23 protein-coding genes and 1 pseudogene are annotated in these 25,367 nt (G+C 41.5%); 3 read left to right on the top strand and 21 right to left on the bottom strand.

From position 1 onward, the window contains the following. Positions 1-25: 25 nt before the first annotated feature. The 6 genes from FHS45_RS08235 to FHS45_RS08210 all read right to left on the bottom strand — a co-directional run bounded on the left by FHS45_RS08235 (position 26) and on the right by FHS45_RS08210 (position 6,606). Positions 26-1,324: a four-carbon acid sugar kinase family protein gene (locus FHS45_RS08235; RefSeq protein ID WP_062442191.1), complete on the bottom strand. Its 1,299-nt coding sequence runs from the start codon at positions 1,322-1,324 to the stop codon at positions 26-28. A gap of 99 nt (positions 1,325-1,423) precedes the next feature. Continuing rightward, on the bottom strand, positions 1,424-2,059 hold the full coding sequence (locus FHS45_RS08230) for a hypothetical protein (RefSeq protein WP_062442193.1): 636 nt from the start codon (positions 2,057-2,059) through the stop codon (positions 1,424-1,426). Between the two features lie 4 nt (positions 2,060-2,063). Next, positions 2,064-2,876 (bottom strand): ATP-dependent sacrificial sulfur transferase LarE, encoded by an 813-nt coding sequence (larE, locus tag FHS45_RS08225; protein WP_062442196.1) that lies wholly within the window; start codon positions 2,874-2,876, stop codon positions 2,064-2,066. Between the two features lie 78 nt (positions 2,877-2,954). Then, complete coding sequence (gene larA, locus FHS45_RS08220) at positions 2,955-4,217, bottom strand: nickel-dependent lactate racemase (RefSeq protein WP_062442199.1); 1,263 nt, start codon at positions 4,215-4,217, stop codon at positions 2,955-2,957. Positions 4,218-4,319: 102 nt separating this feature from the next. Next, on the bottom strand, positions 4,320-5,450 hold the full coding sequence (locus FHS45_RS08215) for a 2-keto-3-deoxygluconate permease (RefSeq protein ID WP_062442203.1): 1,131 nt from the start codon (positions 5,448-5,450) through the stop codon (positions 4,320-4,322). Next, positions 5,440-6,606, bottom strand: a complete 1,167-nt coding sequence (locus FHS45_RS08210) for a glycerate kinase (RefSeq protein ID WP_062442205.1) — start codon at positions 6,604-6,606, stop codon at positions 5,440-5,442. Before FHS45_RS08210 ends, FHS45_RS08215 begins: the two co-directional genes overlap by 11 nt. 145 nt (positions 6,607-6,751) lie before the next feature. Between FHS45_RS08210 and FHS45_RS08205 the strand changes: the two genes are divergently transcribed. After that, positions 6,752-7,849 carry a CdaR family transcriptional regulator gene (locus tag FHS45_RS08205; protein WP_062442208.1) on the top strand — a complete coding sequence of 366 codons (1,098 nt, stop codon included), beginning with the start codon at positions 6,752-6,754 and terminating at the stop codon, positions 7,847-7,849. 240 nt (positions 7,850-8,089) lie between these two features. Here the strand turns inward: FHS45_RS08205 and FHS45_RS08200 are convergent, their stop codons facing one another. From FHS45_RS08200 to FHS45_RS08135, 14 genes are all read right to left on the bottom strand, one after another. Continuing rightward, positions 8,090-9,043 (bottom strand): hydroxyacid dehydrogenase, encoded by a 954-nt coding sequence (locus FHS45_RS08200; protein ID WP_062442211.1) that lies wholly within the window; start codon positions 9,041-9,043, stop codon positions 8,090-8,092. A 306-nt stretch (positions 9,044-9,349) separates the two neighbouring features. Then, positions 9,350-10,567: a Gfo/Idh/MocA family protein gene (locus FHS45_RS08195; RefSeq protein ID WP_062442215.1), complete on the bottom strand. Its 1,218-nt coding sequence runs from the start codon at positions 10,565-10,567 to the stop codon at positions 9,350-9,352. Between the two features lie 103 nt (positions 10,568-10,670). Further along, a complete protein-coding gene (locus tag FHS45_RS08190; RefSeq protein WP_062442218.1) occupies positions 10,671-12,086 on the bottom strand; it encodes an aldehyde dehydrogenase family protein in 1,416 nt (471 codons plus the stop codon). Then, positions 12,083-12,982, bottom strand: a complete 900-nt coding sequence (locus FHS45_RS08185) for a class II fructose-bisphosphate aldolase (protein WP_062442221.1) — start codon at positions 12,980-12,982, stop codon at positions 12,083-12,085. The genes FHS45_RS08190 and FHS45_RS08185 overlap by 4 nt, the downstream gene beginning before the upstream one ends. Positions 12,983-12,994: 12 nt before the next feature. Beyond that, positions 12,995-13,729: a GntR family transcriptional regulator gene (locus FHS45_RS20335; protein WP_062442223.1), complete on the bottom strand. Its 735-nt coding sequence runs from the start codon at positions 13,727-13,729 to the stop codon at positions 12,995-12,997. Between the two features lie 22 nt (positions 13,730-13,751). Further along, complete coding sequence (locus FHS45_RS08175) at positions 13,752-14,906, bottom strand: diphosphate--fructose-6-phosphate 1-phosphotransferase (protein ID WP_062442226.1); 1,155 nt, start codon at positions 14,904-14,906, stop codon at positions 13,752-13,754. Further along, on the bottom strand, positions 14,878-16,215 hold the full coding sequence (sftI, locus tag FHS45_RS08170) for a sulfoquinovose isomerase (RefSeq protein WP_062442228.1): 1,338 nt from the start codon (positions 16,213-16,215) through the stop codon (positions 14,878-14,880). Before sftI ends, FHS45_RS08175 begins: the two co-directional genes overlap by 29 nt. After that, entirely contained in the window at positions 16,216-17,028 is an 813-nt protein-coding gene (locus tag FHS45_RS08165) for a sugar phosphate isomerase family (protein WP_062442229.1), read from the bottom strand. 9 nt (positions 17,029-17,037) lie between these two features. Beyond that, complete coding sequence (locus FHS45_RS08160; protein WP_062442231.1) at positions 17,038-17,829, bottom strand: amidohydrolase family protein; 792 nt, start codon at positions 17,827-17,829, stop codon at positions 17,038-17,040. 12 nt (positions 17,830-17,841) lie between these two features. Next, positions 17,842-18,873 (bottom strand): Gfo/Idh/MocA family protein, encoded by a 1,032-nt coding sequence (locus FHS45_RS08155; protein ID WP_062442233.1) that lies wholly within the window; start codon positions 18,871-18,873, stop codon positions 17,842-17,844. A gap of 16 nt (positions 18,874-18,889) precedes the next feature. Then, positions 18,890-19,678, bottom strand: coding sequence for a carbohydrate ABC transporter permease (locus tag FHS45_RS08150; RefSeq protein WP_082412110.1), 789 nt, complete (start codon positions 19,676-19,678; stop codon positions 18,890-18,892). Between the two features lie 42 nt (positions 19,679-19,720). Continuing rightward, entirely contained in the window at positions 19,721-20,587 is an 867-nt protein-coding gene (locus FHS45_RS08145) for a carbohydrate ABC transporter permease (RefSeq protein ID WP_062442237.1), read from the bottom strand. A gap of 66 nt (positions 20,588-20,653) precedes the next feature. Next, positions 20,654-21,904 carry an ABC transporter substrate-binding protein gene (locus tag FHS45_RS08140; protein WP_062442240.1) on the bottom strand — a complete coding sequence of 417 codons (1,251 nt, stop codon included), beginning with the start codon at positions 21,902-21,904 and terminating at the stop codon, positions 20,654-20,656. Between the two features lie 483 nt (positions 21,905-22,387). Beyond that, positions 22,388-23,392, bottom strand: a complete 1,005-nt coding sequence (locus FHS45_RS08135) for a M14 family metallopeptidase (RefSeq protein ID WP_166761386.1) — start codon at positions 23,390-23,392, stop codon at positions 22,388-22,390. A 378-nt stretch (positions 23,393-23,770) separates the two neighbouring features. Here FHS45_RS08135 and FHS45_RS20465 point away from each other — a divergent pair, with 378 nt between their 5' ends. Together FHS45_RS20465 and FHS45_RS20460 are read left to right on the top strand one after the other, a co-directional pair. After that, positions 23,771-24,232: an LCP family glycopolymer transferase gene (locus FHS45_RS20465; RefSeq protein ID WP_308789083.1), complete on the top strand. Its 462-nt coding sequence runs from the start codon at positions 23,771-23,773 to the stop codon at positions 24,230-24,232. Then, entirely contained in the window at positions 24,177-24,800 is a 624-nt protein-coding gene (locus tag FHS45_RS20460; RefSeq protein ID WP_341829888.1) for an LCP family protein, read from the top strand. The genes FHS45_RS20465 and FHS45_RS20460 overlap by 56 nt, the downstream gene beginning before the upstream one ends. A 140-nt stretch (positions 24,801-24,940) precedes the next feature. Here FHS45_RS20460 and FHS45_RS08125 read toward each other — a convergent pair. Then, a pseudogene (locus FHS45_RS08125) lies at positions 24,941-25,270 on the bottom strand (transposase); the annotation flags it as partial. Between the last annotated feature and the right edge of the window lie 97 nt (positions 25,271-25,367).

Below are 25,367 nucleotides of genomic sequence, written 5' to 3'. Positions count from 1 at the left end.
ATGCCGATCACCTTTTTTGCTGCCACTATTCACACTCTCCTTTCAATGCTTTGATCGCTCTATAAATGGATTTTTCACTTCCAAATGCTCCAGCTTTCGTTACCACTTCCATCAAACGATCCGTTCCCATTAAACTTCCTTGCGGGATTCCTGGCTCTATTTGTCGTGTAAGCCTGAATCCTTTGGCACCTAATTGTTTGGATACATCCTTCGCCGTATCTCCCCCAGTCAATACTAAAGCCCGCAGATCCCCAACCTGTTCTACCAATTCCCTTGTCATATCCCCTAATGCTTGAGATATCCTCTCCGCTACTTCCATGGCTGTTAAATGCTGTTCACGTGCTTTCCGCTTCACAGCTTCCTTTATTTGTGGAGTGGATGGAAGATAAAGCACCACATCTTGGTTTTCGGCAAATGCTTCTCTACAGGCTGTTATCATCGCCTTTTTTTCATCTTCCCATGCTTCTGTCAGGATTCGTTCTGTATCCACTTTCACAGAAGCGATGCCAGGTTGATTGAGTGCATAATTTACTTGCTCTTGTGTGGTACGAGATAAACTTCCACAGACCGCAAGAACTTTTGGAGAAACAGGAATATCGATGGCTGCTTCTTGTTCTCGGGAGAATCCAAATACTTCAGGTAAAACCTCAGCCAACCCTGCAGATCCTGCCCAAACCACTTCATCCGTATAGTTGGAGATAGCCTTTACAATCTCTGTTAAATCCTCTTGCTTATGGGCATCACAAATCAGATAATGAATTCCCTCCTGTTTGAGGGCTTCTAACTTTTCTCTCAAAAGGAACGGATTGCTTTTATACGCTTCTATGGAAAGGACAGCCGTCTTCTCTTTTGTTTCCCTTTCCATAATAGAATCGATACGGGATACTTTCACTGGATGCTTCGGGTCTTGTGCTATTTCAGTTTCGGAGACTGGAACCCCATGCAATTTATGAACACCGGACTCCGTCGTTCTTCCATAAGCAGGATAGGCAGGGGCAACTACTAAAAATACCGGGTTAAACACTTCTTTGATCGCCTGCAATTCTACACCAATGTATCCTCTCAGGGTTGAATCCATCTTTTTGTAGATGTGCTGATACTCGTTTTGTTTTAGAAATTTAGCTGCTTCCTTGGTTTCGTTATAGGCTTCTTCTTTGGAAAGTGCTCTTGAATCTGTATCAATCACTATAGTTTCTTCCAGCTGAACATCCCCCTCAGGTAAACGGAATAAAACGGAAGTTTCCAACCCACTTTCTTTTAACTGTACCCCACTATCATTTGCCCCGGTCAAATCGTCTGCAATTATACCGAATTTCTTTCTCATACCAGAATTTCCTCGCTTCCTCAGAGACTAAATCACTTCTGGTTAACCTGTACGCGTTTCCCTGTCAGTATCTACAAGAATCTACCTTCTGGCTTTATTTTATATAAACAAACCATTGCTAAAACCGATGACATAAATATAATAGATTCCATAACAAATACTAAGAATGGCAGTTCCTCTTGTTAATAACATATTGATCCGTTGCTTGTTTACAGTAAAAAGGAATGGAAGACTTAGGACTAATGTGAATAACAGCATTCCTAACACGGTTCCTGTCCCAAATGTTCCGATATAAATAAGAGCCCCCTGCAATGAATCAACCGTTGAAACTACAAGGAGAGTCATCGCGGCACTTCCGGCAAGTCCATGGATTTGACCGATCAGCATCGATTTAAATAACAACTGATTCCTAACTGCTTTTCCTGATTTCCTGGCTTTATTTTTTTTAGGAAGAAATGAAGAAAAACCAAGATAAATGAGCATAAACCCAACACCTAATTCAAAAGATTTCTCCCATGCACCTGGTATACTTGTTTGCGATAAAAATAAAATTAAGAAGATGACCAGTAACGTTAACGTGTGTCCTATCCCCCAAAACACACCCAAAAAACCAGATCGCCAAGGCGACTTATTTTCCCCTACGATTGTGGAGACAGCCACGACATGATCAGGTTCCAAAGCGTGTTTTATACCGAGGAGAAAGCCCACACCCAGTATTGCGAATAGATGTTCCATTATATTAGTTCCCTGCCTTTTGTAATGTTTTATTCATGCTGCCGCTTTTGTATCCTGACAAATCCATCGTTACATACGTATAGCCAAACTCTTGCAGTTTAGCGGTGATTTCATCATGATGCGTCAGCAATAATTCCATGTCACCCGGCTCTACTTCAATTCTTGCTATGTCTTCATGTGTACGAACCCGTACCTGGCGAATCCCGGTAGCCCTTATCACTTGTTCCGATTGATCGATTCTCCTAAGCTTTTCAATGGTTATCCTTTCCCCATAGGTGATCCGGGAAGAAAGGCATGCAAACGAAGGCTTGTCCCAAGTTGGCAATCCCATTTGCTGGGACAATTCGCGAATTTCACTTTTATAAAGGTCCGCTTCCTGTAACGGTCCCCGGACATTATATTCCCTTGCAGCCTTTGTCCCTGGTCTATGTTCGCCAAGGTCATCAGCTATCAGACCGAAAGCAATATTTTTATACCCTTGTTCTTTCATAATCGGAATCAGGTGCTGAAACAGACTTTTCTTACAAAAATAACAACGGTTTGCTGTATTCTCTGAGTATCCAGGGATATTCAGTTCCGATGTTTCGATTATTTCATGCCTGGCATGAAGCTTCTCTGCAAGCTGTTTTGCTTCTTGAAGTTCTTCCAATGGATAGGTTTCACTATCGGCCGTTACTGCAAGCACGTTTTCTCTGCCAAGTGTGTCAATAGCCACTTTTAACAAGAACGTACTGTCTACTCCTCCAGAGAAAGCAATAACGATTGTCTCCATTTCTTTCAATATCTCTTCGAGTTTGTGAAACTTCTGTTCTACCATTTATATACCACCCTTCTATATTTTTGGCGTAAAACCTAAGAAGCTCACGGGGCGAGTTAGTTCCATTTTCGCTCTTCATTATTCTTCTACATATGGAATTGTTAAAGGTCCGAGTGGCAAGACAGCAATACTCAAGTTCTCTCCATAGGTTCCCTTCAATTCTTCTAACGTACTTTCTATATCGTCGGAAGGCTTAAGCATTGCTCCTTCCACTTGTTCATCGGTAAGCTTGGAATACACATAAATGTCCGCCCAGACTTGCGTTACCGCCTGCTTTTGTACCTGCCACTGATCAAACATCTTAAAATCCGGATCATTGATCATATCTAGCAAATCCTGTGGCGTGTCTGCCATTTCGAAAATCTTTGCATAGTTTCCGTGGCTGGGAAGACCATCTGCACATTCGGCAGCTATTATGATTGTTCCGCCTTCTTTCACTATTTTATGAGCAGCACTCATACCTTTGACAGCTTGATAGAGGTTTTGGTCAAGGGGGTATCCGGAATTTGAAGCAATCACAACATCGAAGCGCTCTTCACAACGGATCATCGCGTGTTCCTTAGCAAATTCACACCCCCGGTCATGGGCTTCATACAGTTCACCTGCAAATACAGCAGAAATATCTTTTTCTCTGTTTAGTGTAACGTTTAACATGAAATGCGGTTTACACATCTTATTAATTTCACGTGTCATTTCCTGGACGGGGTTATCATCCATATTGCCCCAGGTGGAACGAGGATCTCCGATCATTCTTGCATTATGAAAGGTCATGATCGTTTCTATTCCAGCTATACCAGGCATTATTCCCTTTGGACCACCAGAGAAGCCCGCAAAAAAATGAGGCTCGATAAAACCTGTAACGATTCTGAAGTCCGCTTCTACATAATCCTTATTTAAATAAACATCGCAACCGAATTTACTTTCGCCCAGATTCACCAGTGTATCTTTATCATGGCAGTGGTTATTTACAATTCGAATATTATCTACTACCCATTCGCCAAGCATTTGGACAAATTCTTCCCTGGTTTGATCACGATGGGTCCCTGTTCCATTGATGATGACGAAATTCTCTAATGGAACATGCTTCAATTCTTCAATCAATAATGGAACTAGTATATGATTGGGCGTAGGTCTAGTAATATCACTGATAACGATTGCCACGGTATCCGTCGGTTTTACTGTTTCTTTTAAAGGGGGCGTACCAATTGGATTTGCAAGTGATTGTCGCACAGCTTCTTCCGCTTCATCCAATCCTGGCAAGTTTTTAGGCTCTACTATAAAAGATTGTTCAGGTAAATCTAGTGAAAGTCCTTCTTTACCGTATAGTAATGTTGTTTGCATCCGATTTTCCTCCAATTTTTTAGTTATTCTTCCATTATACTTTTTTGCTTATAGCCTTGGAATGATTTAACCCCTGAGATTTTTCCCAGGGGTTAACATGGTTTAGTTGACTGCTGAACGTACACTTTCTCCGGAATTTTTGTCGGAATTAAGTCCAAGGTCTTCCCTTTTCCCATCAATTCCTTTTTTCTTTTGGTGCTTGTCCACAAGGATGACTGCAATCGGACATAGTATCGCAGTGGTAAGTGTAGCAATAGAAATTTGAGCCGTCGCTACATTCGCTATGTTTTGAAAGGCAGCTGCTTCAGCTGTAGTCATCATACCTGCGCTGCCCGCCACTCCAGCAGCTGCGGCGACAGCGGCAGGCGTCGCTGCAGCGTTACCAGCGGTTGATGCTTCTGCAACAGGTGCTATATAGCTTTTTTCCTTCATTAATTTAAACACAAGTATTCCCATTCCACCAGTTAGGACCGTAGTTAGAATACCAATCGTTAACCCGGCTGCAACGACTGATGGATTGAAAAAGTTAGCTAAATTCATTCCTGCTCCAAGTGCAAAAGCAAAGAATGGGACAGGTAGTATTTCCCCTGGTTTTAAAAATGCACGAATATCAGAATCTAAATTCCCTAGAAGCATACCAATAGCAATAGGTAATAGAACGGCAATAAACGAGATGATCGGGAAGCTTGAGCCTAGTAAACCTAATGACATAAGTGTAAAAAACGGACCATCATTCAAAGATAGAATCGCTACTGCCCCTATATCGGAACGGTTTCCATATTGTCCAGTGAGGGCAGCATACATTCCCCCGTTTCCATTCGTCATCCCGGCAATAATAGCAAGGGTAGAGAGGCCAAACAATCCACTCATAGGGTCAAAGAAATAGCCAAAACCTAACCCGACAGCCAGCCCTGTTAAATACTTGGTAGAAGTTAGAAGAACTCCCTTTTTTAATGCTCTTCCTCCTACTCTTAAGTCCATTTGACTACCGGCTGAAAATAAGAATAAGGCAATAAGTACAAGAGCCCCGTCTTTAAATAGTTCCTGAGAGAAGCCACCTATTCTTAAAAACTCATAATATCCTTCTTCGGTTGCTGAAACTCCCAGGCTTTTTAACATATTCATGACTGCTGGAATATGCATTTGATCGATTGTATTTAACAACGCACCGAATAAGAGCGGGACAACCATTAATCCTCCAGGTACTTTTTCTATTGTCTGTTTAATTTTCAATGTAAAGGCCTCCTTCAGTGTTTACACTGTGATGAAAAAAAGAACGTACAACTTGTTCTGCACTACTTGTCAATAAATCCTTCACGTTTTCAATAGCTTCATTCAGGGTCATTGGCTTATTAATAATACTGTTAACGCTTACAACCCCAAACTGATGAAGTATTTCCACTCCTTCTCCTACAGATCCCGCCAATATTATAGTTGGGACATTTTCTCTCTTTGCTGCTTGAGCTACTCCCATCGGTGTCTTACCAGAGGCTGTTTGTAAATCAACTTGTCCTTCCCCGGTAATCACCAGGTCCGTACCTTTCAGGGAATCGATCAGCCCTGTATGTTCCAGAACAATGTCAATGCCCCGTTTCATCTCTGATGGAAAGAAAGCTTGGAACGCTCCCCCAATTCCACCAGCCGCTCCTGCCCCGGAGAGGTCATGAAGGTGTATGTCTGTCACTTTTTCTATTTCATTTGCCCAGTGAGCCATATTCTCATCGAGCATCTTTACTATGTCAGGTGTAGCCCCTTTTTGTGGGCCGAAAATATGCGAAGCACCGTCTGGTCCAATAAATGGGTTCTGGACATCAGATGCAATTAAGAATTTACAATCCTTAATTCTTTTATCAAATGACTCCATTTCTATCTTGGAAACTTTGTTTAATTCCCCACCTCCATATTCAATTTGGTTAGCGTGGTTATCAAGAATTTTCAATCCTAACGCTTGCAGCATGCCTGCGCCGCCATCATTTGTCGCAGACCCGCCAAGTGCCAGGATAAACGAGGAGAGACCATCATCCATTGCTTTTTTTATTAATTGTCCGGTTCCATAAGTGGTGGTTTCTAAAGGAGAAAGTTTTCCTTCAGGAATCAATGCGAGTCCGGAAGCACTTGCCATTTCAATCACGCATGTTTCGCCCTCACCTAAAATTCCATAGGCCGCTTCCACCTCATTTCCTAATGGTCCTACGACAGTTACCTTTCTTTTTTCTCCACCAGTTGCAGCGAGGAGCGTATCCATTGTTCCTTCTCCCCCGTCTGCGACAGGCAGCTGCAGTACTTCTGCTTGAGGGAATATTCTCTTGATGCCTGCATTAATTGATCTTGACACCTCTAATGCACTCAAACTTCCTTTAAACGAGTCAGGTGCAACTATAATTTTCATTCATTGTTCACTCCCGGTAAGCGTTTTCAATAGTATGAAAATTATTATACTTTCCTTGACGGTGAATGTATTCAGTTATACTATATGAAAATAGTAAGATATTTTTTGAATTTTTAGTATAAATTAACCAAAAGGGGAGGCTAACATGTTAACTACCGAGATTGCCAACGACATTGTCAAAGAAACTTCCCTGCGTATAGATCGAAACGTAAATATTATGAATAATAAGGGAGAAATTATCGCTTCACGAGATAAATCCAGGGTAGGGAAAATTCATGAAGGGGCTTTAGAAGTGTTAAAAAAGGGGGAAACATTGATTATCCCTTCGGATCAGAACGAAAATTGGAAAGGAGCACAGTCAGGAATCAACTTGCCAATCGTGTTTCAAGAAAGGGTGTTAGGGGTCATAGGTATAACAGGTGCTCCTGAGGAAATGGGTGAACTCGCGGGTCTTGTAAAGATGACCACAGAACTTATGATCAGGCAAGAGTTCATAGCCTCACAAATGGAATGGAAGCAACGGACGAAAGAAATGATCATTGAAGAATTATTAAAAACAGCCCCCTCCTATGATCAAATATCACGAGGGCTTAATATCCTCCACTTGAAGCTCCAGCCTCCTTTTATAATTCTAATAGTACAAATAAAAGAGCGCTCCATCCCTAATCAAACATTAATCAATAAATTAGAAGATATAGTAGGACAAGGTAATGGAATTATTGGATTTATTAACATTAATCGTTTGTTTATTGGTATTACTGGCCTCAATGAAGAAAAGGCACATCAACAAATCGATAAAGTCTATCATTTCTTAAAAGAGCTCCATATAAAATTCCGCATCTCTTACAGTCTCCCTTTTAATCAAATGGAAGGATTTAATCAGTCTTATCTTGATTGTGACCTATCTTTAAATATTAGTGGCGAAACGAATGATCTGGTGTCCTTCGGTAATCTCGAAGCTAAAGCTTTTATTTATCAAATAAATAGAAGCAAAGCAGAAAGGTTTTTCCATAGAATAAAAGAAAATTTATCCGAAAGTGAAATGGAAACATTAGAAGTGTTTTTTTCTACGAACTTAAACATTCAAAAAGCGTCTGAGGAATTATTCATTCATAGAAATACATTGATTTACCGGCTTCAGCGAATCGTGGAAAAGACCGGATATGACCCGAAAAAATTCCATGATGCTTTAACACTTCAAATCGCTTTATGGCTTTTTGAAAAGTTGAAACATAATCCCTAAACAAAGTTATAGTTACTTTAACTTTATTAAGTGCGGAGAATCTGATACTACAACAGGAATGAGGTGGATGTCCGACTGCTGCGGCAGAGTGCATTATTTAAAGCAAAAAGTTCAGGCCACCAATTACGGTGACCTGAACTTTTTTTGCTTTTTTGTAGTTTTTTATTTGAATATGGCCGGCAGCCCTTTCTGAAATTCCTTTTCTCTCAAACTCAAAGTCTTTAAAATTAAATATCTCCTTTAATTTACAACACAGAGGGAAGGATCGCCTTTTAATAGTTTTGCTACTTCCTGGGTGACAAGTGTAGAAATACGGATTTGAGATTCACTTGTTAGCCCGGCAATATGCGGGGTGAATGTGACATTTTCCAAAGCTAATAGTTTATCAGAGATATCGATTGGTTCTCTTTCCAATACATCCAGATAAGCACCAGCAATTTCATGATTTTTTAAAGCGTGGTATAAGGCATCTTCATCAATAATGCCTCCTCTAGAAGAGTTAATCACATAAGCAGACGGTTTCATGGTTGTAAACTGAGCTTGGGAAACTAAGTGTTTCGTCGATGGTGTAAGGGGTACATGAATGGATATAAAATCTGAGTCAGCCAACACTTCCTCTAGAGATTTTTTTCTTTGAACCCCTGACTCAGCGATAATATGGTCATGTTCTGTCATAAAGGGGTCATACCCGATGACTTCCATGCCGAATGCTTTTGCTCTTTTAGCAACTCGATGTGCGATCTCCCCTAACCCAATTAAGCCAATAGTTGTCTGGAATATTTCTGCTCCTGTGTGTTTTGCCCTGTTCCAGTTGCCTTGCCTAACATCTTCATCGGCCAAATGAATCGGTCGATTAGCATTTAATATAGTCGCCATTACGTATTCAGCAACGGAAGTGGCGTTGGCATGACGGGGGACAACTACCTTAATCCCTTTTTCTTTTGCCTTTTCTACATTAATGTTGTCCAATCCAACGCCTAAACGCCCAATAACTTTTAAATGTCTACTTTCATTCAATAATGCTTCATCAACCTGTGTTTGATTACGAACAATCAATGCGTCTACATCTTTCATCTTATCTTGAAGTGTTTCCTTGTCCTGCCATAGGTTAGGGGCATATTGGACTTCTAGGTGTTGTGCTTGTAATTGGTTTATACCTTCTTCCCTAATCTCTTCTGTAATTAACACTTTCATTTTACTTCTCCTCCTTTTTTAATACAGACGAATGAAATTTCTTAAGGTTGTTTACAAATCAAGCCATTAACTTAAGTATATTAAAGGTTTGGTGACCCAACCATTGTACCATTGAATTTTATCTTTTTCAAAATTTTCGAACACTTCAAGTTGCTTGAAACCTTTCGTTACCTATTTTCATTTCCCCTTAATGGTTTATTACTATAACGGTCATTAAAACTCGTTTAAATGAAGGGCTCTTAAGTGAATTAAGAAATTTGTAGAAAGATAATAAGCCGGAAGCGTGTCACTTCCGGCTTATAGTTTCTATTTTGTTACCAGTTTTTCTTTTTCAAGAATGTCACTAATATTCACTATTTCCCCTGACTTGATTGATTCCTCTGCAGCGACTCCTACAACTACAGACCAAAAGCCATCCTCGACACTGGCTGTATTCGTGGTTTTTCCTTCAATGTTATCGATGAAGTATTTATGTTCATAATAAGTGGCGCCATGATGGCCGCTTTCTTGAATAACCGTCGGATAGCACGGTGTGGAGATTTTACTTGGTTTACTTTCTCCACTCAACACTTCCAGATGGGTTTTAGGTCGATTAGCAGGAAGAAAGTCTCTATTTTCATAAGCACGTAATCTACCCTGATCCCCGCAAATCGTGATTTCCTCATAAAACATCGGAGCGAACATACACAGGTTGAAGTTAGATTTCACTCCATTTTCGTAGATGACAGTAACTATCGCATTGTCCACGATATCGGATTTTTCTGAACCATATTCAAAATCACTATAATTGACATCCTGCCCGCCTGTAGCAAAAACTTTCACCGGTTTGGATTGGGCGAATAAGTTCATCAGGTCAAAATAGTGACAGCACTTCTCTACCAACGTACCTCCGGAATACTTAGAAAATTTATTCCATTGATTCACTTTGTCTAAAAACGGAATGCGGTGCTCCACAATACTGATGTTCTTTACATCACCAAGTGCTTTTCTTTCAAATGTTTCGTGTATTGCTTCATCGTATATAGATTTATGTCTGTATTGCAGCCCAATTTGTAATACGCCCTTATACTCATCGGCGATATCTTTGATAGCTGCAGCATCTTTCAACGTAGTGGCCATCGGCTTTTCTAGTAAAATATGTTTTCCTGATTTTGCTGCTTCTTTCACAATTTCAAGGTGGGTATAGTTAGGTGTACAAACAATCAGACCATCTACTTCAGGATCATTGCAAGCAGCATGCAAAGAATCATAAACCATCAGTTCATTACCCGGAAATTCCTGCCGGAACATTGCTTTTGTGTTTTCCAAACTATTAGAGTTGACATCATAGATTCCATTTATAGTCGCTCTTCCTTCTAACATGGTTACTCTGATATGTTCGTGGCCGATCATGCCCGCACCGATTATATTGAATCTGTATTGGGGCTTCGCCTTAGAAAATAAATATTTATCTTCCTCCACCAAGTATTCCGTGTTAAAATGCTTCGTATAAAAACTTCTGTTAGTATGCTGTTCATTCCCCATAAATATACCTCCAGCTTAATTAATATTATCGTTCTACTACCGTGTTGCAAGGCTGTTAAGAAGCATCAGCCCTTTAGGTGTTGAAGAAACTTAGTGCGCTACATCACAAATTGAAAACAACCAGCCGTTCTTCCGTCATTTCCTCTATTGCATATTTAGGGCCTTCTTTGCCGTTACCGCTGCTTTTCACACCGCCATATGGCATCTGATCGACACGGTAAGCGGATGTATCGTTGATGATCAAACCACCGACCTCTATCTTTCTAGCAGCTTTCATTGCAAGGTTTAGGTTGGTAGTAAACAATCCAGCTTGAAGTCCATACTCGGAATCATTCACCTGATCCAGCACTTCATCAAAATTGGAATATGGAATCAGCGAGACGACTGGGCCGAAGACTTCTTCCCGGCATACTCTCATGTTTGGCGTAACATATCCTAAAAGAGTCGGCTTGAATAAGGCACCGTTCTGCTCTCCACCCGTAATTAACTCGGCTCCTTCTGAAACGGCTTCATCGACCCATTCTTTGACCGTTTTTGCTGCCTCTTCTGAAATCATTGGACCGACATCTGTTTGTTCGTCAAATGGATCGCCAAGATTCAATGCGTCCACTTTTTCTTTTAAAAGGGAAGAAAATTCATTATATTTACTTTCGTGTACATAAACGCGCTGAACCGATATACAAACCTGACCTGCATTGTTATATCCTCTGGCAGCAACAAGATCACTTGCTTTATTTAAATCGGCATCATCGTGGATGATGGTAGCGGAGTTGTTACCAAGCTCCAGCGAGACTTTCCGCATGCCTGCTTTCTTTTTAATTTGCTCGCCTACTTTCTTGCTTCCTGTGAAGGTGTACATATCGATTCCTTGGTGATCAAGCATGTATTCACCAACTGTGTGACCCCATCCAGTCACCACTTGAAGACGGTTCTTCAAAAGACCTGCTTCTCTGAACAATTCTGCGAGTTTCAAAGCGACAACTGGGGTTTTTTCACCTGGTTTTAATATAACACTGTTACCAGCAGCAATAGCTGGGCCGATTTTGTGGCATACAAGGTTCAATGGGACATTGAAAGGAGTGATCGCAGCTACTACGCCGACAGGAACTCGGATCGTGAATGCCATGCGGTTCTCTGAGCCTGGAGCAGATTCGACAGGTACGCCTTCCCCATGAATCCGCTTAGCTTCTTCTGCAGAAATAAGTAGTGTCTGGACAGAACGGGTGACCTCACCCTTACATTCTTTCAGTGTCTTTCCTACTTCTTGCGTCATGACCTCAGCAAAATCGTCCACTCGTTCTTCCAACAGTTCAGCCACTTTTCTTAATACCTCATAACGTTCATACGGGGAAAATTCTACTTCCTGAGATTTCTTTGCCGCCTTGACTGCCTTATCGACCTGATTATGGGTAGCCTCCGGGATAGTTGCGAAGACCTCCTGGGTATATTTATTTAACACGTCCACTTTTTCATCACTGGTAACCTGCTCATCATCGATCCACATTGTTAAATTGTTCATACGCCCACCTCCTCCTGTTTAGCGATAGACCCTAATAGATCAACAGCTTTTCCCTCACTTCCGAACACTTTTATTTTCTCTAAAACTTTTTCTTTTGTACGCTCTCTTCCTTTATCTAAAGAAACAGCCAGATGCCACTCTTCAGGATTTTCATTAAAAACTTCTTGAACTCCCAAGCTAAAGGCCTGACGAAGTTCTGTATCGATATTGATTTTAGATACTCCAAGGGATATTGCTTCTCTTACTTGGTCATCCGGAACACTCGACCCCCCATGAAGAACGATCGGCCTCTGGACAGCTGTAACAATTTCTTGCAGCCGCTCCATTCTTATCGTCGGAGCATTATGAAAGATTCCATGCGCAGTCCCAATGGATATAGCCAGATAGTCTACATCTGTACTATCTACAAACCTTGTAGCTTCTTCCACAGTCGTTATCGCTGCATCTTCTTCCTCTACAGTGATGCCATCTTCCGTGCCGCCAATTTTGCCTATTTCGCCTTCAGCACCGATGCCAAGGGCTCTTGCGATATCGACGACCCTGGCAGTTATCCGCGCATTTTCTTCGAATTCCAGTCCTGACCCATCGAACATTACAGATTGAAACCCTTGCTTGATCGCCGCTGCAGTCTGTTCGAATTGACGGCTATGGTCAAGATGTATCGCAATCGGAACCGTCGTGCCTTCCCCAAATGTTTCAATCATAGATTTCATTTCTCTCATGCCCATATATTGGATGACCTTCTGCCCTACTTGGATCATCACAGGTGACTGCGTCTCTTCCGCTGCCCATATAATGGCCTGGATGGTTTCGGCATTATGAGCGCTGAATGCCCCCACGCCATACCCATTCTTATAAGCGTGCATCAACATGTCTTTTCCGTTTATAAATGGCAATCTTATCCTCTCCTATCGTTTTAAGTGAACGTTATACTGATATCTATCCGAGCGGTATTTTGTTTTTGTAAATTCAATCGGCCTATTGCCCATTCCATAGCTGATCCGTTTCATCTGCAAAAGAGATTCCCCGCCATTCACCCCGAGCATATCTGCTTCATATGGAGTTGCGTTAACAGCAGTGATCGTCTCACTCGCTTCTCTCAGATAGATTTTATGATCTTCTAATATCTGATAAAATTTTGCCCCATTTAAATCATGGTCTAAGAGCACCGTACCTACATCTTCAGGCCAGCATGTACGTTCAATAGCAATCGGCTCATCATTAGCAAAGCGTATCCGCTCAATCAAAACGATTTTTGCCGGTTCTGGTAATTCCAGCTTACGCTTTTCATTCATCAAATCATCACGGACTTCCGCGCGCAGTAATTTCGAATAAGGTTTGTAGCCTCTCTCCAACACTTCTTCTGCAAATCCTGTCAGTCTTTGAAGTGAACCGGTCAGCTTGGTCGGCCTTACTATCGTGCCTCTTCCCTGTCTTTTTTCCAACAGGTCTTCTTGTACGAGAGCAGTGATTGCCTGCCGGATAGTGGTTCTGCTAACACCAAATTCTTTTATCAACTCTTGTTCGGTCGGTATCAAGTCACCAACTTTCCATGTTTCATCCTGAATTCTTTTGCTGAGAATATCTTTGATCTGATGATACAAAGGTACAGGACTGCCATGGTTTATAATTCTGTCATTCATTTTTATACCTCCGTTCATCCACTCAATAACTGATTAAAGGTTTTAGCCACTCGATGTATGCTTCAGGATCACGGGTAAACTCCTCTGGCATCCGTCTCTCCCCTGCCTCGGCCACCTCCTTTAAGGAAACACCTAAATAGCGGGCTTTATATGTGTTATTTTCTTCTCTCCCGATGCAAATCATCTTGTCGCTTTCATCTTTCAATAACCTGATTGCTGCTTCTTTACCGCTTTGATAGGATTCTTCGCGATCTACGGAAGATACACTTAAGCTGAATGATCGTTGATTCATACCTAAGCATTCATCCCTCGCCATCACCTGAAAATGGTTTTCTGCCTCTTTTGCTAGAATAGTAGCTATTCCGCCAAGAATATTTCTTCCATTAGAAGAGGTCTTCACCACTTCCTGATCACCCAGCTTTACGCCCTCACTTACGACTACAAACGCTACCCCATGTTTTTTCAACGTCTTATCAATGTCCTCAAGGAACATTTCCCTAGTCAGGTGTTTTTCTGGAATATAAACGAGAAGCGGACTATCCTTTCTTGTAATCGGATGAAAAAGCCTTGCAGCTGCTGCCAGCCATCCTCCATACCTTCCCATGGTTTCCACGATGCGGATTTTCTCGAAATTGCGCATGGATTCAAGGTCACTGATCATATCTCGTGTAGAGAAGCCTACATATTTAGCCGCGCTGGGGAATCCAGGAGAGTGGTCTGTCATCCCAAGATCGTTATCGACGGTTTTCGGAATCCCAAGTACTTGTAAATCATAACCGGCTGCTCTCGCATGCTCACTAAGCCGGCTTAGGGCCCACATCGTCCCGTTGCCGCCAGCCATGACTACGCTGTCGATACCAGTATCTTTTAAGTTAGTTATTATTTTTTTAAAATCTTCTTCAGAAACGTGATATCTTCCTGAACCAAGAATAGCTCCCGGTGTATGACGATTTTGTAAAATGTGCTGATTTAAACGAGAATCTATGAATCGAATCCTGTTTTTCACAAGCCCTTCAAACCCGCAGTCAATCGCATAACATTCCGCGTCGGCGATATTTTCCAAAAATCCCGCCAGACTATTGTTGATTACTGCAGTCGGACCCCCTGCCTGTCCGATAACCACCCTTTTCATCTCTTCACCTTCTTCATCAAGAATATACGATTGTTTCGATGCCAAGACGATGAGCGAGATCGATGATATCTTCCTTAACCTGTCCATAACCAACAGCATAATGCGGCTCCAGTCCATCGCCCATCAAATCATTCAGTACCTTCATGCAGTCCTCCTCCAGCTGTACTTCTACAGAAGTGCCATTAAATTGCTGAGGGGTATCCAAAGCTTTACCTGTCATTACGAATAAGCGGTACTCCCCGTCCACATGGCTTAACCGGCTGATGGTAACATCTCCTGCCTTGAGTCCAAACTCCATCGTAAACCCGAGTTTCCGGTTGGGATGTACACCAGGAACTGCCCCTGTCCGTTCATTAGCCAGGGAGTATGCTGCAGCTCCGCAATGCCAAAAGGTAACGGAATTGTTTTCTTCGTTCACATGGACGAGATCGCCTAAATATGGTGGTCCTCCTGTATAGGACTGAAGGATATGCATGGATATAGCACCATGGATATCTGCCTCACAAGAAGAAACTACACCTTCTTCCGTAAAATGAGATAATGTCGAGCAGGCAGCTGCTCCTAACTCATTGAAAAACTCCGGCCAGCATCGAATTGCCAATGCATTCAAATTGTTCTCCCGAATTTGTGTACGCATATAAGATGAGAATCTGGAGAAATTCGTCACGGTCGGATCTTCCTCGTTCAAATGCATTACTTTTTCTTGGGCAAGGGCAAGTTCCTTACTCCATTTTTCTTCTGGCATCTCCTTCGCCTTAGCAAAAGCTTCTTCTAAGGAGAGGCGATGAATCTGTATACCAAGTAATTCCCTCAGTTGTTCATCATTAGCATCGGAAAAATAAAAGCCGGGCTGATGTTCACCTACTACGCCAATAGTAAATCCAGAGAGTTCTTTCACTAAAGCTTCCGTCTGTAAATATAAGGAAAGCTTATCGCTTACGTTTGTCTCATCTGGATTTCCCAACAGGAAGCGGTAGTGCCGGCCTGCATTTTTCAGTGAATGGCATGTGCTGTTACCACCTGTCAATGAGTTTAGACGTAACCGGCCGCCGACACTAGGCTCCCTGACGGACCAGACAATAAAAGGTTCGTTCCGCTTTTGTTGGATCAGTTTGACGAACTGGGCATCGGCAAAGGTAACGCTTTGATAAATAATTATATCCACATCGACATGATGGATATCTGAGAGATACTCCTCTAAAGCTTCCGGAGAGGTGATGATTTCCCCCGGCTCCACGCATTCTTTTGCTAATTCACTCAGCAAACTCTTGCTTTGTTCATAGTATTCTTCTGCTGCTTCCATATCAAAAGTCGGTCGCCCGATTGGTAAATAAAGTACACTGGAACTGTTCATTCAAGCTTCCTCCTCATTAATTACTTTCCACGCAGTGTCTTCTGTTGCCACCATAGCAACATCTTCGTGTTCCTGCAGCAAAGTTACGGGATAGCGAACACCCTGATCGCCGTATACCGCTCTATAAAATGATTCCCGCTGCCAGGAGCCGCCGTCGCAATATAGTCTGATTTTTGCTGCTTTCAATATATCCTTCATACCTAGTGTAATGGCCATTGGGGGAAAATCTTCAAAATCCCCGCCATTTGCACGGATACTATTCATAACAACTGTTTCTGGTGCTAACGGTAAAATACGTGTTTTCGACGCTTTGAATTCCTCGATACTGACCTTTTGGAATCTGGAAACAATTGGTTCATTGAACGCCACATGTCCATGCACACCTACACCTCCAAGGCAAAGGTCAATCCCCCCCGCTTCATCGATACGCTCACTGATACCATCCAAATCAAAAACCGTGGGAAAATGTACCTGATGTTTTGGAGGTCGCAACGGTTCATCAATGCTTTGAAAAAAACGATCCATGAATCCTTCAAAACTTAATGGATGATCAATGCCAATCGGACGTCCTTGCCAATCCAAGTATTCATCCATATTGAAAGTGTGAACGTTCTTTAATGAAATCTTTTCTTTATTAATGATCTTAGTCAATATCGGATATGGCTTCACAGGTCCTACAGGAAGAATTAAACGTGTTGGCAGGTTCTGTCTATTTCTAAGTTTTATAAAATCCGCCAGATACCTGGCAAAATGAGTGGCTGTCGCCTCTGAATCTGGCAGGAGTTCAAATGGTATTTTTCGTTCTTTTTTCATAACAGCCTCCTAAAGATCAAGTATGGATGCCACATTCTCTGAGAAGATCTTTTCTTGAGTTTCTTCATTAATATTTAACGTATCAAAAATACGTTTATGGTCATTGAGGGAAGCTTCTACATCATCAAAATGAACATCCGTGCCGAAGACAATTTTAGAAAAAGCCCCCTCCCAATAGAACAACTCTTGAAAAAAGTTAGGTGATTTTCTATTTCTCCACCCCATTGGAGAACCAGACAAATCCACATATACATTTGGGTGGAAGCGTGCCATCATTGCTGCCTCTTCATGCCATGGCATACCCAAATGTGCAAGGAACATATACAAATCAGGAAAGGTTCGTGCCACACGGTCAAGCATTTCAGGCCGCATTCTCGCAGTTGAAACATCATCTCTTGCGTCAACTTTCGTGTTGAGAATGAAACCTGTATGAAAAAGGATTGGCATCCCTAATTCAGCTATCTTTCCGTAAACCTCGTCATATCTCGGGTCGTCATAATTGTGCAATGGGCGGGTCGTTTTAATCCCTTTGAATCCTTGTTGATGAAGTTTTACCACATCATCGACCGTAGACTCGCCGAGACGGATGACTCCAAACCCGATAATCCTATCCGGATATTTTGTTATCGCCTCACGAACATCCTCATTATCCGGTGATAAATCCCCAAGCCAATTATCAGATGGAAGACCGAGCCCGCTTAAACAAACCTTTTCGATTCCCAACTGGTCCATACGCTCGATCAATTGCTCTGTATAATTGGGGATATTCAATATGTGGTGGTGCATATCAATGATTCTCATATTTCACCCTCCTCATATGATTTCTCCGTCACTAGTGATGTGCAGCGTCTTTCCAGTAATAACAGAATTTTCAGCTGCAAATGCTATCAAATGGCTCCAATAGACCTCTTGAAATACTGTTTTATCTTTAGATTTACACCTGATATTTCTTACAAACTCCTGCATTTGCTCTACTTCCCCAGGATGATCAAAGCCACCAGCATCAACCCCTGTGATTTTCGCCGGAAATGTTTGTGTCTCTGCTCCTGATTCACTCCAAACCGCCAATTTTTGTTTGTTCGGATGATAGATGAATCGAGCATTTTTACTGAGCACCCCAAATTCCAAGTGGTGTTCAAAATGGGACATGGACACTCCAAGATTGGCAAAAATCCCCTCTTCAAACTCTACAACCACCCATGCCTGGTCGAGCATGCCACTTTGTTTATTGGTCGTATCGTCACGACCTTTTGCTGTAACAGATACAGGACGCTTATTCAATAACGACACCATCAAATCAAAATGATGAATATTCTTCTCTAGTAACGTTCCTCCAGCTGAACTTTGTTCCTTCCTCCAACCCTGGTAACCTGCCTTAAAAGGCGGCCTGAATTCGTGACACCAAAGGGTCAGACATTCACCATTTTCACATTTCTGTACTCGCTTCCTTAATTCGGTGAACCCTTGGTCGAGCCGCAATTCTGTACCTACTTGAAAATAGCTATCCGATTTCAGGATTTCTTTTTTTATTTTGTATAGCTGGTTTAAATCATGTACCAATGGTTTTTCAGCAAAAATAGCTAATTCGTAATGCAATGCTAGCAGGATATTCGGGTGATGCATATGATTTGGGGTAGCAATTACCACCGCATCCAATTGTTCGTTACCGTACATGTCATGCTCACTTGTATAGTATTTTATATTTGGGCAGAGTTCGGACATATGACTTTTTTCAGTGACATCAACATAGGAAACAAGCTCTGCTTCACCGGTTTCTTTTAATGCTTTTACAAGTGACCTGGAACGATTTCCTGCTCCTATCAGACCTAGTCGGATATTCTCCATTTGTTCCCCCTCCTCATTATCCTTTGACAGATCCAGCTGTCATACCGGCAATGAAATACCTTTGGAGGAAGATGTAAGCGATGATCATTGGGGCGGAAGCAATCATGACACCTGTGAACAACATCGGATAATTGGTCATATATTGGCCCTGGAACTCTAACAAGGCTAGTGGCAAGGTTTTATATTCATCTTTGGTAATAAACAGTAATGGATACAACAGATCGTTCCAATGCATCACAAACAAAAAGATAGCTGTTGCAGATAGTGATGGAAGAGATAATGGTATGGCTATCCTGCGATAAACCTGCCAATTGTTTGCTCCATCAATCGTACAAGCTTCAAATAATTCTTTTGGAATAGTTTTCATGAATCCCGTCAGGATAAACACTGCGACTGGCAAAGTGACTGAAATGTTGACGATCATCAGTCCTGAAAGTGTATTTGTCAAATCCAGACTATATATCAAGGAGTATAATGGGATCATGTTCACTTGCGCAGGCACCATCATGCCAATGGTGAATAATCCGAACACGATTCCGCCTTTCCAGGGACTCATCCGAGTAATGGCATAAGCGATCAAACTTGCGAAAAACAATGTAAAGAAGACGGATACAATCGTAACGATTACACTATTTTTAAAATAGGTGCCCATGGAGGTCTCATTGAAAATCTGGATGTAATTTTCGATATTAAGCGTTTCAGGCAGTCCGATGGGATTAGCGTACATTTCAGAAGTGGTTTTCAAAGTTGAAAATATGACAGTCAGCATGGGAACGATGATGATTAATGCATAAACAAGCAGCATCGTCCGCTTCCCTAATTTATCCACTATCTATTTACCCCCTTATCAAGCTCGTGATCTCAGCAGCCTCATCTGTGTAAACGTAATGATTGCAATGACAATCATGAAAATGACCGATTCAGCTGAAGCATAACCGAAACGGTAACTTCGGAATGCTGTATTATAAATCAATGTCGCGAGGATTTCAGTCGAATAGTTAGGACCTCCTCGGGTCATAGCAAATATTAAATCGAAGGCTTTGAACGACTGGATCGTAGTGTAAGCCACTACTATTGTGGCTGCAGGTGCTACCAATGGCCAGGTAACTTTTCGGAATGTCTGCCATTTATTAGCTCCTTCCATTTTAGCCACTTCATATAAATCTTTTGGTATTCCCTGAAGTCCTGCTACGAAAATGATTAGCATCTGACCAGTGTGGAACCACACTTGTACAGCTGAAATCGAATAAATAGCAATATCACCGTCCCCTATCCAGTTCATGGTTAGAAACTCGAGGTTTGCTAAGTCCAAAAGTTTGTTGATCAGCCCGAGGTTCGGGTCATACATATACGTCCATATAAACGCTACTGAAACAGAAGAAAGGATCGTCGGGAAGAAATATAACGCCCGTAAAAAGATGCTTGCTGTTGAATTTTTCGTTAGCATGAGTGCAAATACCAAGGAAAACAGCGTCTGAAAAATAACAACAAATAACATGAACTCTAAGTTATTGACGAATGCTTTCTTAAAAATAGAATCCTTCGTGAAAATTTCTACGTAATTCGCCATTCCTACAAAATCAAAATCAGCAGTCAAGCCATCCCAGTTCGTAAAAGAATAGAACAGAGCGCTCAAAGTAGGATAGATAAAAAACATCAGATATAGAATTAAACCAGGAATCAAGAAGAGGTAGATGGATTTTCCTGCTTTCATAAGAGCCTCCTTAATAAAATCGAAGAAGAAAGCGGACTTTCACTTCCTTCTTCGATTTTTTATGTGCTATTCTACAAATTGGTCTACCACTTGTTGTGCTTCTTTAGCTGCCTGTTCTGGGTCTTGCCCGCCAATAACAGCTTGGATAGATGCCTCTACAGCTTTTTGTATATCAGCACTGCTGATCAGGTACCTAGGATGGAAACGTGTATTTTTCTCCATCCAATGCGCAGTTGATTTAAGTTCCTCTGACTCATATTCCAAATCATTAACAGTCAAATGCTGTCCTGTTTCATTGGCATATTTTTCAGCATTTTCTTTTTGGCTTAAGAATTCAATGAATTTCTTGGCTTCCGGTTTAGAATCAGAATTACTGTTGACCGCAAGCATAAATGTAGTTGTATGGATACCTTCATATTCAGCTTCATCAGCTGAAACGGTGATTGGTGCAAGCAACCCAAGTTCCATATCAGGATTTTGTTCCTTGATGCTGGCCATCGCGTAGGAACCACTAGCAAGCATACCTGCCTTTTCTTGTGCCATCAGTGCAATAGCTCCATCATGTTTTGTTCCAAGTGAATCTTTTTGGAAGTAGTCCTTATCCGCAAGTTCTTTAAATTGGGTTAGGGTTTTAACCCACCATTCATCAGTCAGCTTCGTTTCCCCATTTTCAAGTTTTGTGAAAATTTCTTCATCTGGAGCATTATTCATCATCATGCTGTTCATTAATTGTCCTGCTCCAATATCAGCCCCAGGAAAAGCGATAGGTGTATAGCCGTTTTCTTTGAGCTTTTCATTCATTGCAAGGAAACCTTCCCAGTCATTTGGTGGTTCAATTCCAAGTTCCTCAAAGAGTCCCTTGTTATAGACCGGTTGATTGAACACCAATTGATAAGGAACTGCGAATTGCTTTCCATCTTTTTGACCTGCTTCGATCAGGTCCTTATTAAAATTATCTAAGAAACCTTCTCCAGACAAATCCTCCATCAACCCAGCCTTGTCCATTATTTTAAATTGAGCCCCGGGAAAAGAGGTGAATACATCTCCTACTTCCCCATCACGAATTTGTGTTTGGGCAGTGGATTGATACTGTTCAGATGGATAAATGGTCATTTCCACGGTAATATCCGGATTTTCTTCTTCAAACTTTGTAATTAGTTCATCAAACACTTCTTTATCTTCACCGCGCCAATGAATGAAACTGATTTCCTTTTCTCCATCACCGGAGCCAGAAGCTTCATCACTACCCGCCGAACATGCAGCCAAAAACACGAAAGTTAAAACTACTATCATAATCAAGTAATTTTTCAATTTCATTAGTTATTTCCCCCTAACATAATTACACCTTAATCATAGTAACGTTACAACCTATTAAAATACGTTACGACCTTTCACCCCCTAAAAATACGAGATCTTGAGTTAAATAATGTTAACGCTTTCATTATTCACATTATAAAGGGAGAGAACGAGCAAATCAAGAACAATTCAGAAAATTATCAATAATCAAATTATAGGGTAAGGCTAAATGGAACTGGACTGGTTCTAATCCAGGCGTTTATTCTTCAACCATTTTCATGTTTAAGCTTGAAGTATTAGCTATTGGGTAGGCAGTAATCATAGGGATGATGATCGGAACAGAGAACAACAGGGCAATATTATAAATCAATAATTATCGGATAAATTAAATCATTCACTCTGCGTATAGCTGTTAAGTTCTCGGCCTTATACTAACCAAACTCATCTATTATAGTAGAACCCCCAGGTTTTGGAGGACCTGGAGGTCTATTTTTGTTTCTCTCTTTATCTGGCGTTTTGCGCCATTCGTAATGGTACGATTTTATTTTTGTTCCATATTTGTTCGAAGGCACTTGTCGGCAGATGTCGCTCGCCTGGATAAGCACCGATTTCGACGGTCAGACCAGTGCGCTTGAATTCATCAACGAACCAGTCGGTGTAACCGCCGCCAGAAGGATTCGGTTCTGGACTTACCGGCTGGTAACCCGTTATCAAGCCAATATTATCTACCACACTTTTATCCCGCTCATATTGATTGCCATCCTGGTTAAAGTACCAGTAAATAATCTCCCCTGCAGAATGATAAGCGATGGTTGAGCGCGGGCCTGTTTCGTATGTGAAACTGGCCAGGTGCTGAGATTCAACGGCCTGCATCGGATAGTAGCCTTTGAAATCTTTATAATAAGGTTTGCCGCTGCTATGTTTAATATTCTCCCAGTCCGCAGGATATTGACGGTTCAAGTCTTCCCCTTTGGCATTGGCTTTCCACCGTGTGAAATCGGAGCTTCCATCATTCATAGCTTTAAGGTCATTATGAGTAGATGAAGGAAACGCTCCTAACCCCTGTTGCTGCAGTGTAACTCCGTCAGGGTTGACCATTGGGACGAACCAGATGGCTACATCATTTAGTAAAGACCGTACCTGGAAGCCATTAATGGTCGTATTATTGGAATAAGCTTTCGCGTACTCCTCTACCATTTTCATATTCAAGGTAGAAGTCAGCCATTCCCTGGCATGGTGGGAACCGTTGACAAGTATATTCTTCTCCCCGCTCCCTACTTTCACCGCCCATATTTCTCGTCCATATGGTGAAGTTCCGATCGTTTGATAGGTAATCGCTTCTGGATAACGATCTGCTAATGCTTTGATGTCTTTTGTCAGCACGTCATAGGAATACGCAGTATCAGGATCAACTTGCGAAGCCGAAGCCGTATTCTCTTTCAACCCTATTCCCCCAGAAAAAACAATAAAAAATGCAAATAGACCGACAATCAAATTCTTGTAAACCAAACAATGATTCCTCCCTGTATAAAAATTCGACAAACTTCGCTGTTCGTTATCTACTAAACTATCGCAATCTGACTGCCATTTCACCACTATTACAAAATGTTACGAAAAATAAATAGAACGAGCCATGCCGCTCCTACCATAGGATTAGCACGTTGTGACCTCAATCGATACATATAATGGATGTGCAAAAAAGAGTCTGCCTTTTTCAACAATTTATGATACACTTCCTTCAGTGTGTCGGCTTTTGTTCTTTTTAACGAGTATTAATAGGAAAAAAGGGGTAAGGTTTAATAAGAAAGTGCTAGATTCTCCAATAACTTCACCCCATGACTCTATACTCACATCGCCACTTAAAATCATTTCATGAGGAGATTTATCATGCGTAAAAGACGACGAAGATCAAAAAGACCAGTAAAGAAATTATTGTTATCCGTTGGGATTGTTTTGCTGTTTCTCGCCGCTATTGGAGGAGGTTATGCTTTTTACCTGTATAAATCTACTTCTGATATGGTAAGTGGTTCTTACGAAGAGACAGGGCGGGATAATGAACAATCCGATTTGAGAGAAAAACCGGTCGATCCGGTGGATGATAACGTGTCGATTTTATTTATCGGTGTCGATGACAGTGAGCACCGCGATCAGGAAGATACCCGTTCCGATGCCCTCCTGCTCGCTACTTTTAATCAGGAAAAGAATAATGTCAAGCTGCTGAGTATCCCAAGGGATTCCTATGTCTATATCCCGGAAGCAGGCTATAACACAAAAATCAACCACGCCCACGCCTATGGAGGAGCCAAAACTTCCATTGAGACAGTGGAAGAATTTCCAGATACCAGTTGATTATTATGTTCGCATGGATTTCAATGCTTTTGTTGATGTCGTAGATGCCATTGGAGGCATCAACTATGATGTCCCTTATGAATTTAAAGAATCGGATTCCAACGATAAAAAGGATTCTATCCATTTGAAAGAAGGCTACCAGCACCTTAATGGCGAACAAGCCCTAGCCCTTGCACGAACAAGGAAACACGATAGTGACTTCGAACGCGGAAAACGTCAGCAGGAACTGTTGATGACTATTGCTAAGAAAGCGACATCCGCTGAATCGGTGTTAAAGATTGATGATGTCATCGCAGCAGTAGGAGATAACATGAGCACCAACCTCACTTTTCCTGAAATGAGAGGTTTCCTTTCTTATGGATTGGATGAAAATGTCGAGATGGAAACAGTCAATCTGGCCGGCCAAGGTGGCTATAGTGAATCTGGTGCCTGGTATTACTATGTAAGTGAAGAAAGCAGACAGGAAGTAACAGGTACTTTACAAGAGCATCTTGAAATCGAGGACGATGAAGAGACAACGGATTACGCATCTAAACAAGAAGAGAACCATCAGCATGATTCCTATTAAAAATAAACAGGCGAAAAGAATGGTATGCGCTATTTCAGAATGCGTGGAGAGCAGGCTCTTCCACCTAACCCCTTTAAGAATATAAGAAAACACCTTGCAACTATTGGAGTGACACAGTAAAACGAGACTAAATAAAACACCTAAGCTGCCATTGCCCGAAATTCAATTGGGCTTTGGCAGTTTAATTTTTCAAAAGGTCTCACATAATTATAATAATACACGTACGCTTCTACTTTTTGTCGTACTGTATGATTGGTTAATTTCCCTTGGTTAAGGGGACTGAATTCTTCTGACTTTAACGAGGAGTGGAAGGATTCGATAACGGCATTGTCAAAGCAATTTGCTCTACGGGACATGCTTGTGACGATGCCTTTCTTTTTGGCCATTTCCTGATAAATGTACGAAGTATATTGCGAACCTTGATCTGTATGAAGCATTAGCTCATATGTTTCTCTCCCCTGACTAGCCTCTAACATCTAACAATCTGGCATTCTTAGTATTTTTCCACGATATTCCTAAATACAATTTACTATTTTGTCGAATCATAGTAAAATGTGGAGTGATGTT

The organism is Thalassobacillus devorans, from assembly GCF_011761345.1.
GTDB lineage: Bacteria > Bacillota > Bacilli > Bacillales > Halobacillaceae > Thalassobacillus > Thalassobacillus devorans.
Note: the sequence above shows the minus strand (reverse complement) of the source record. Positions and strands in the feature narration are given on the sequence as shown.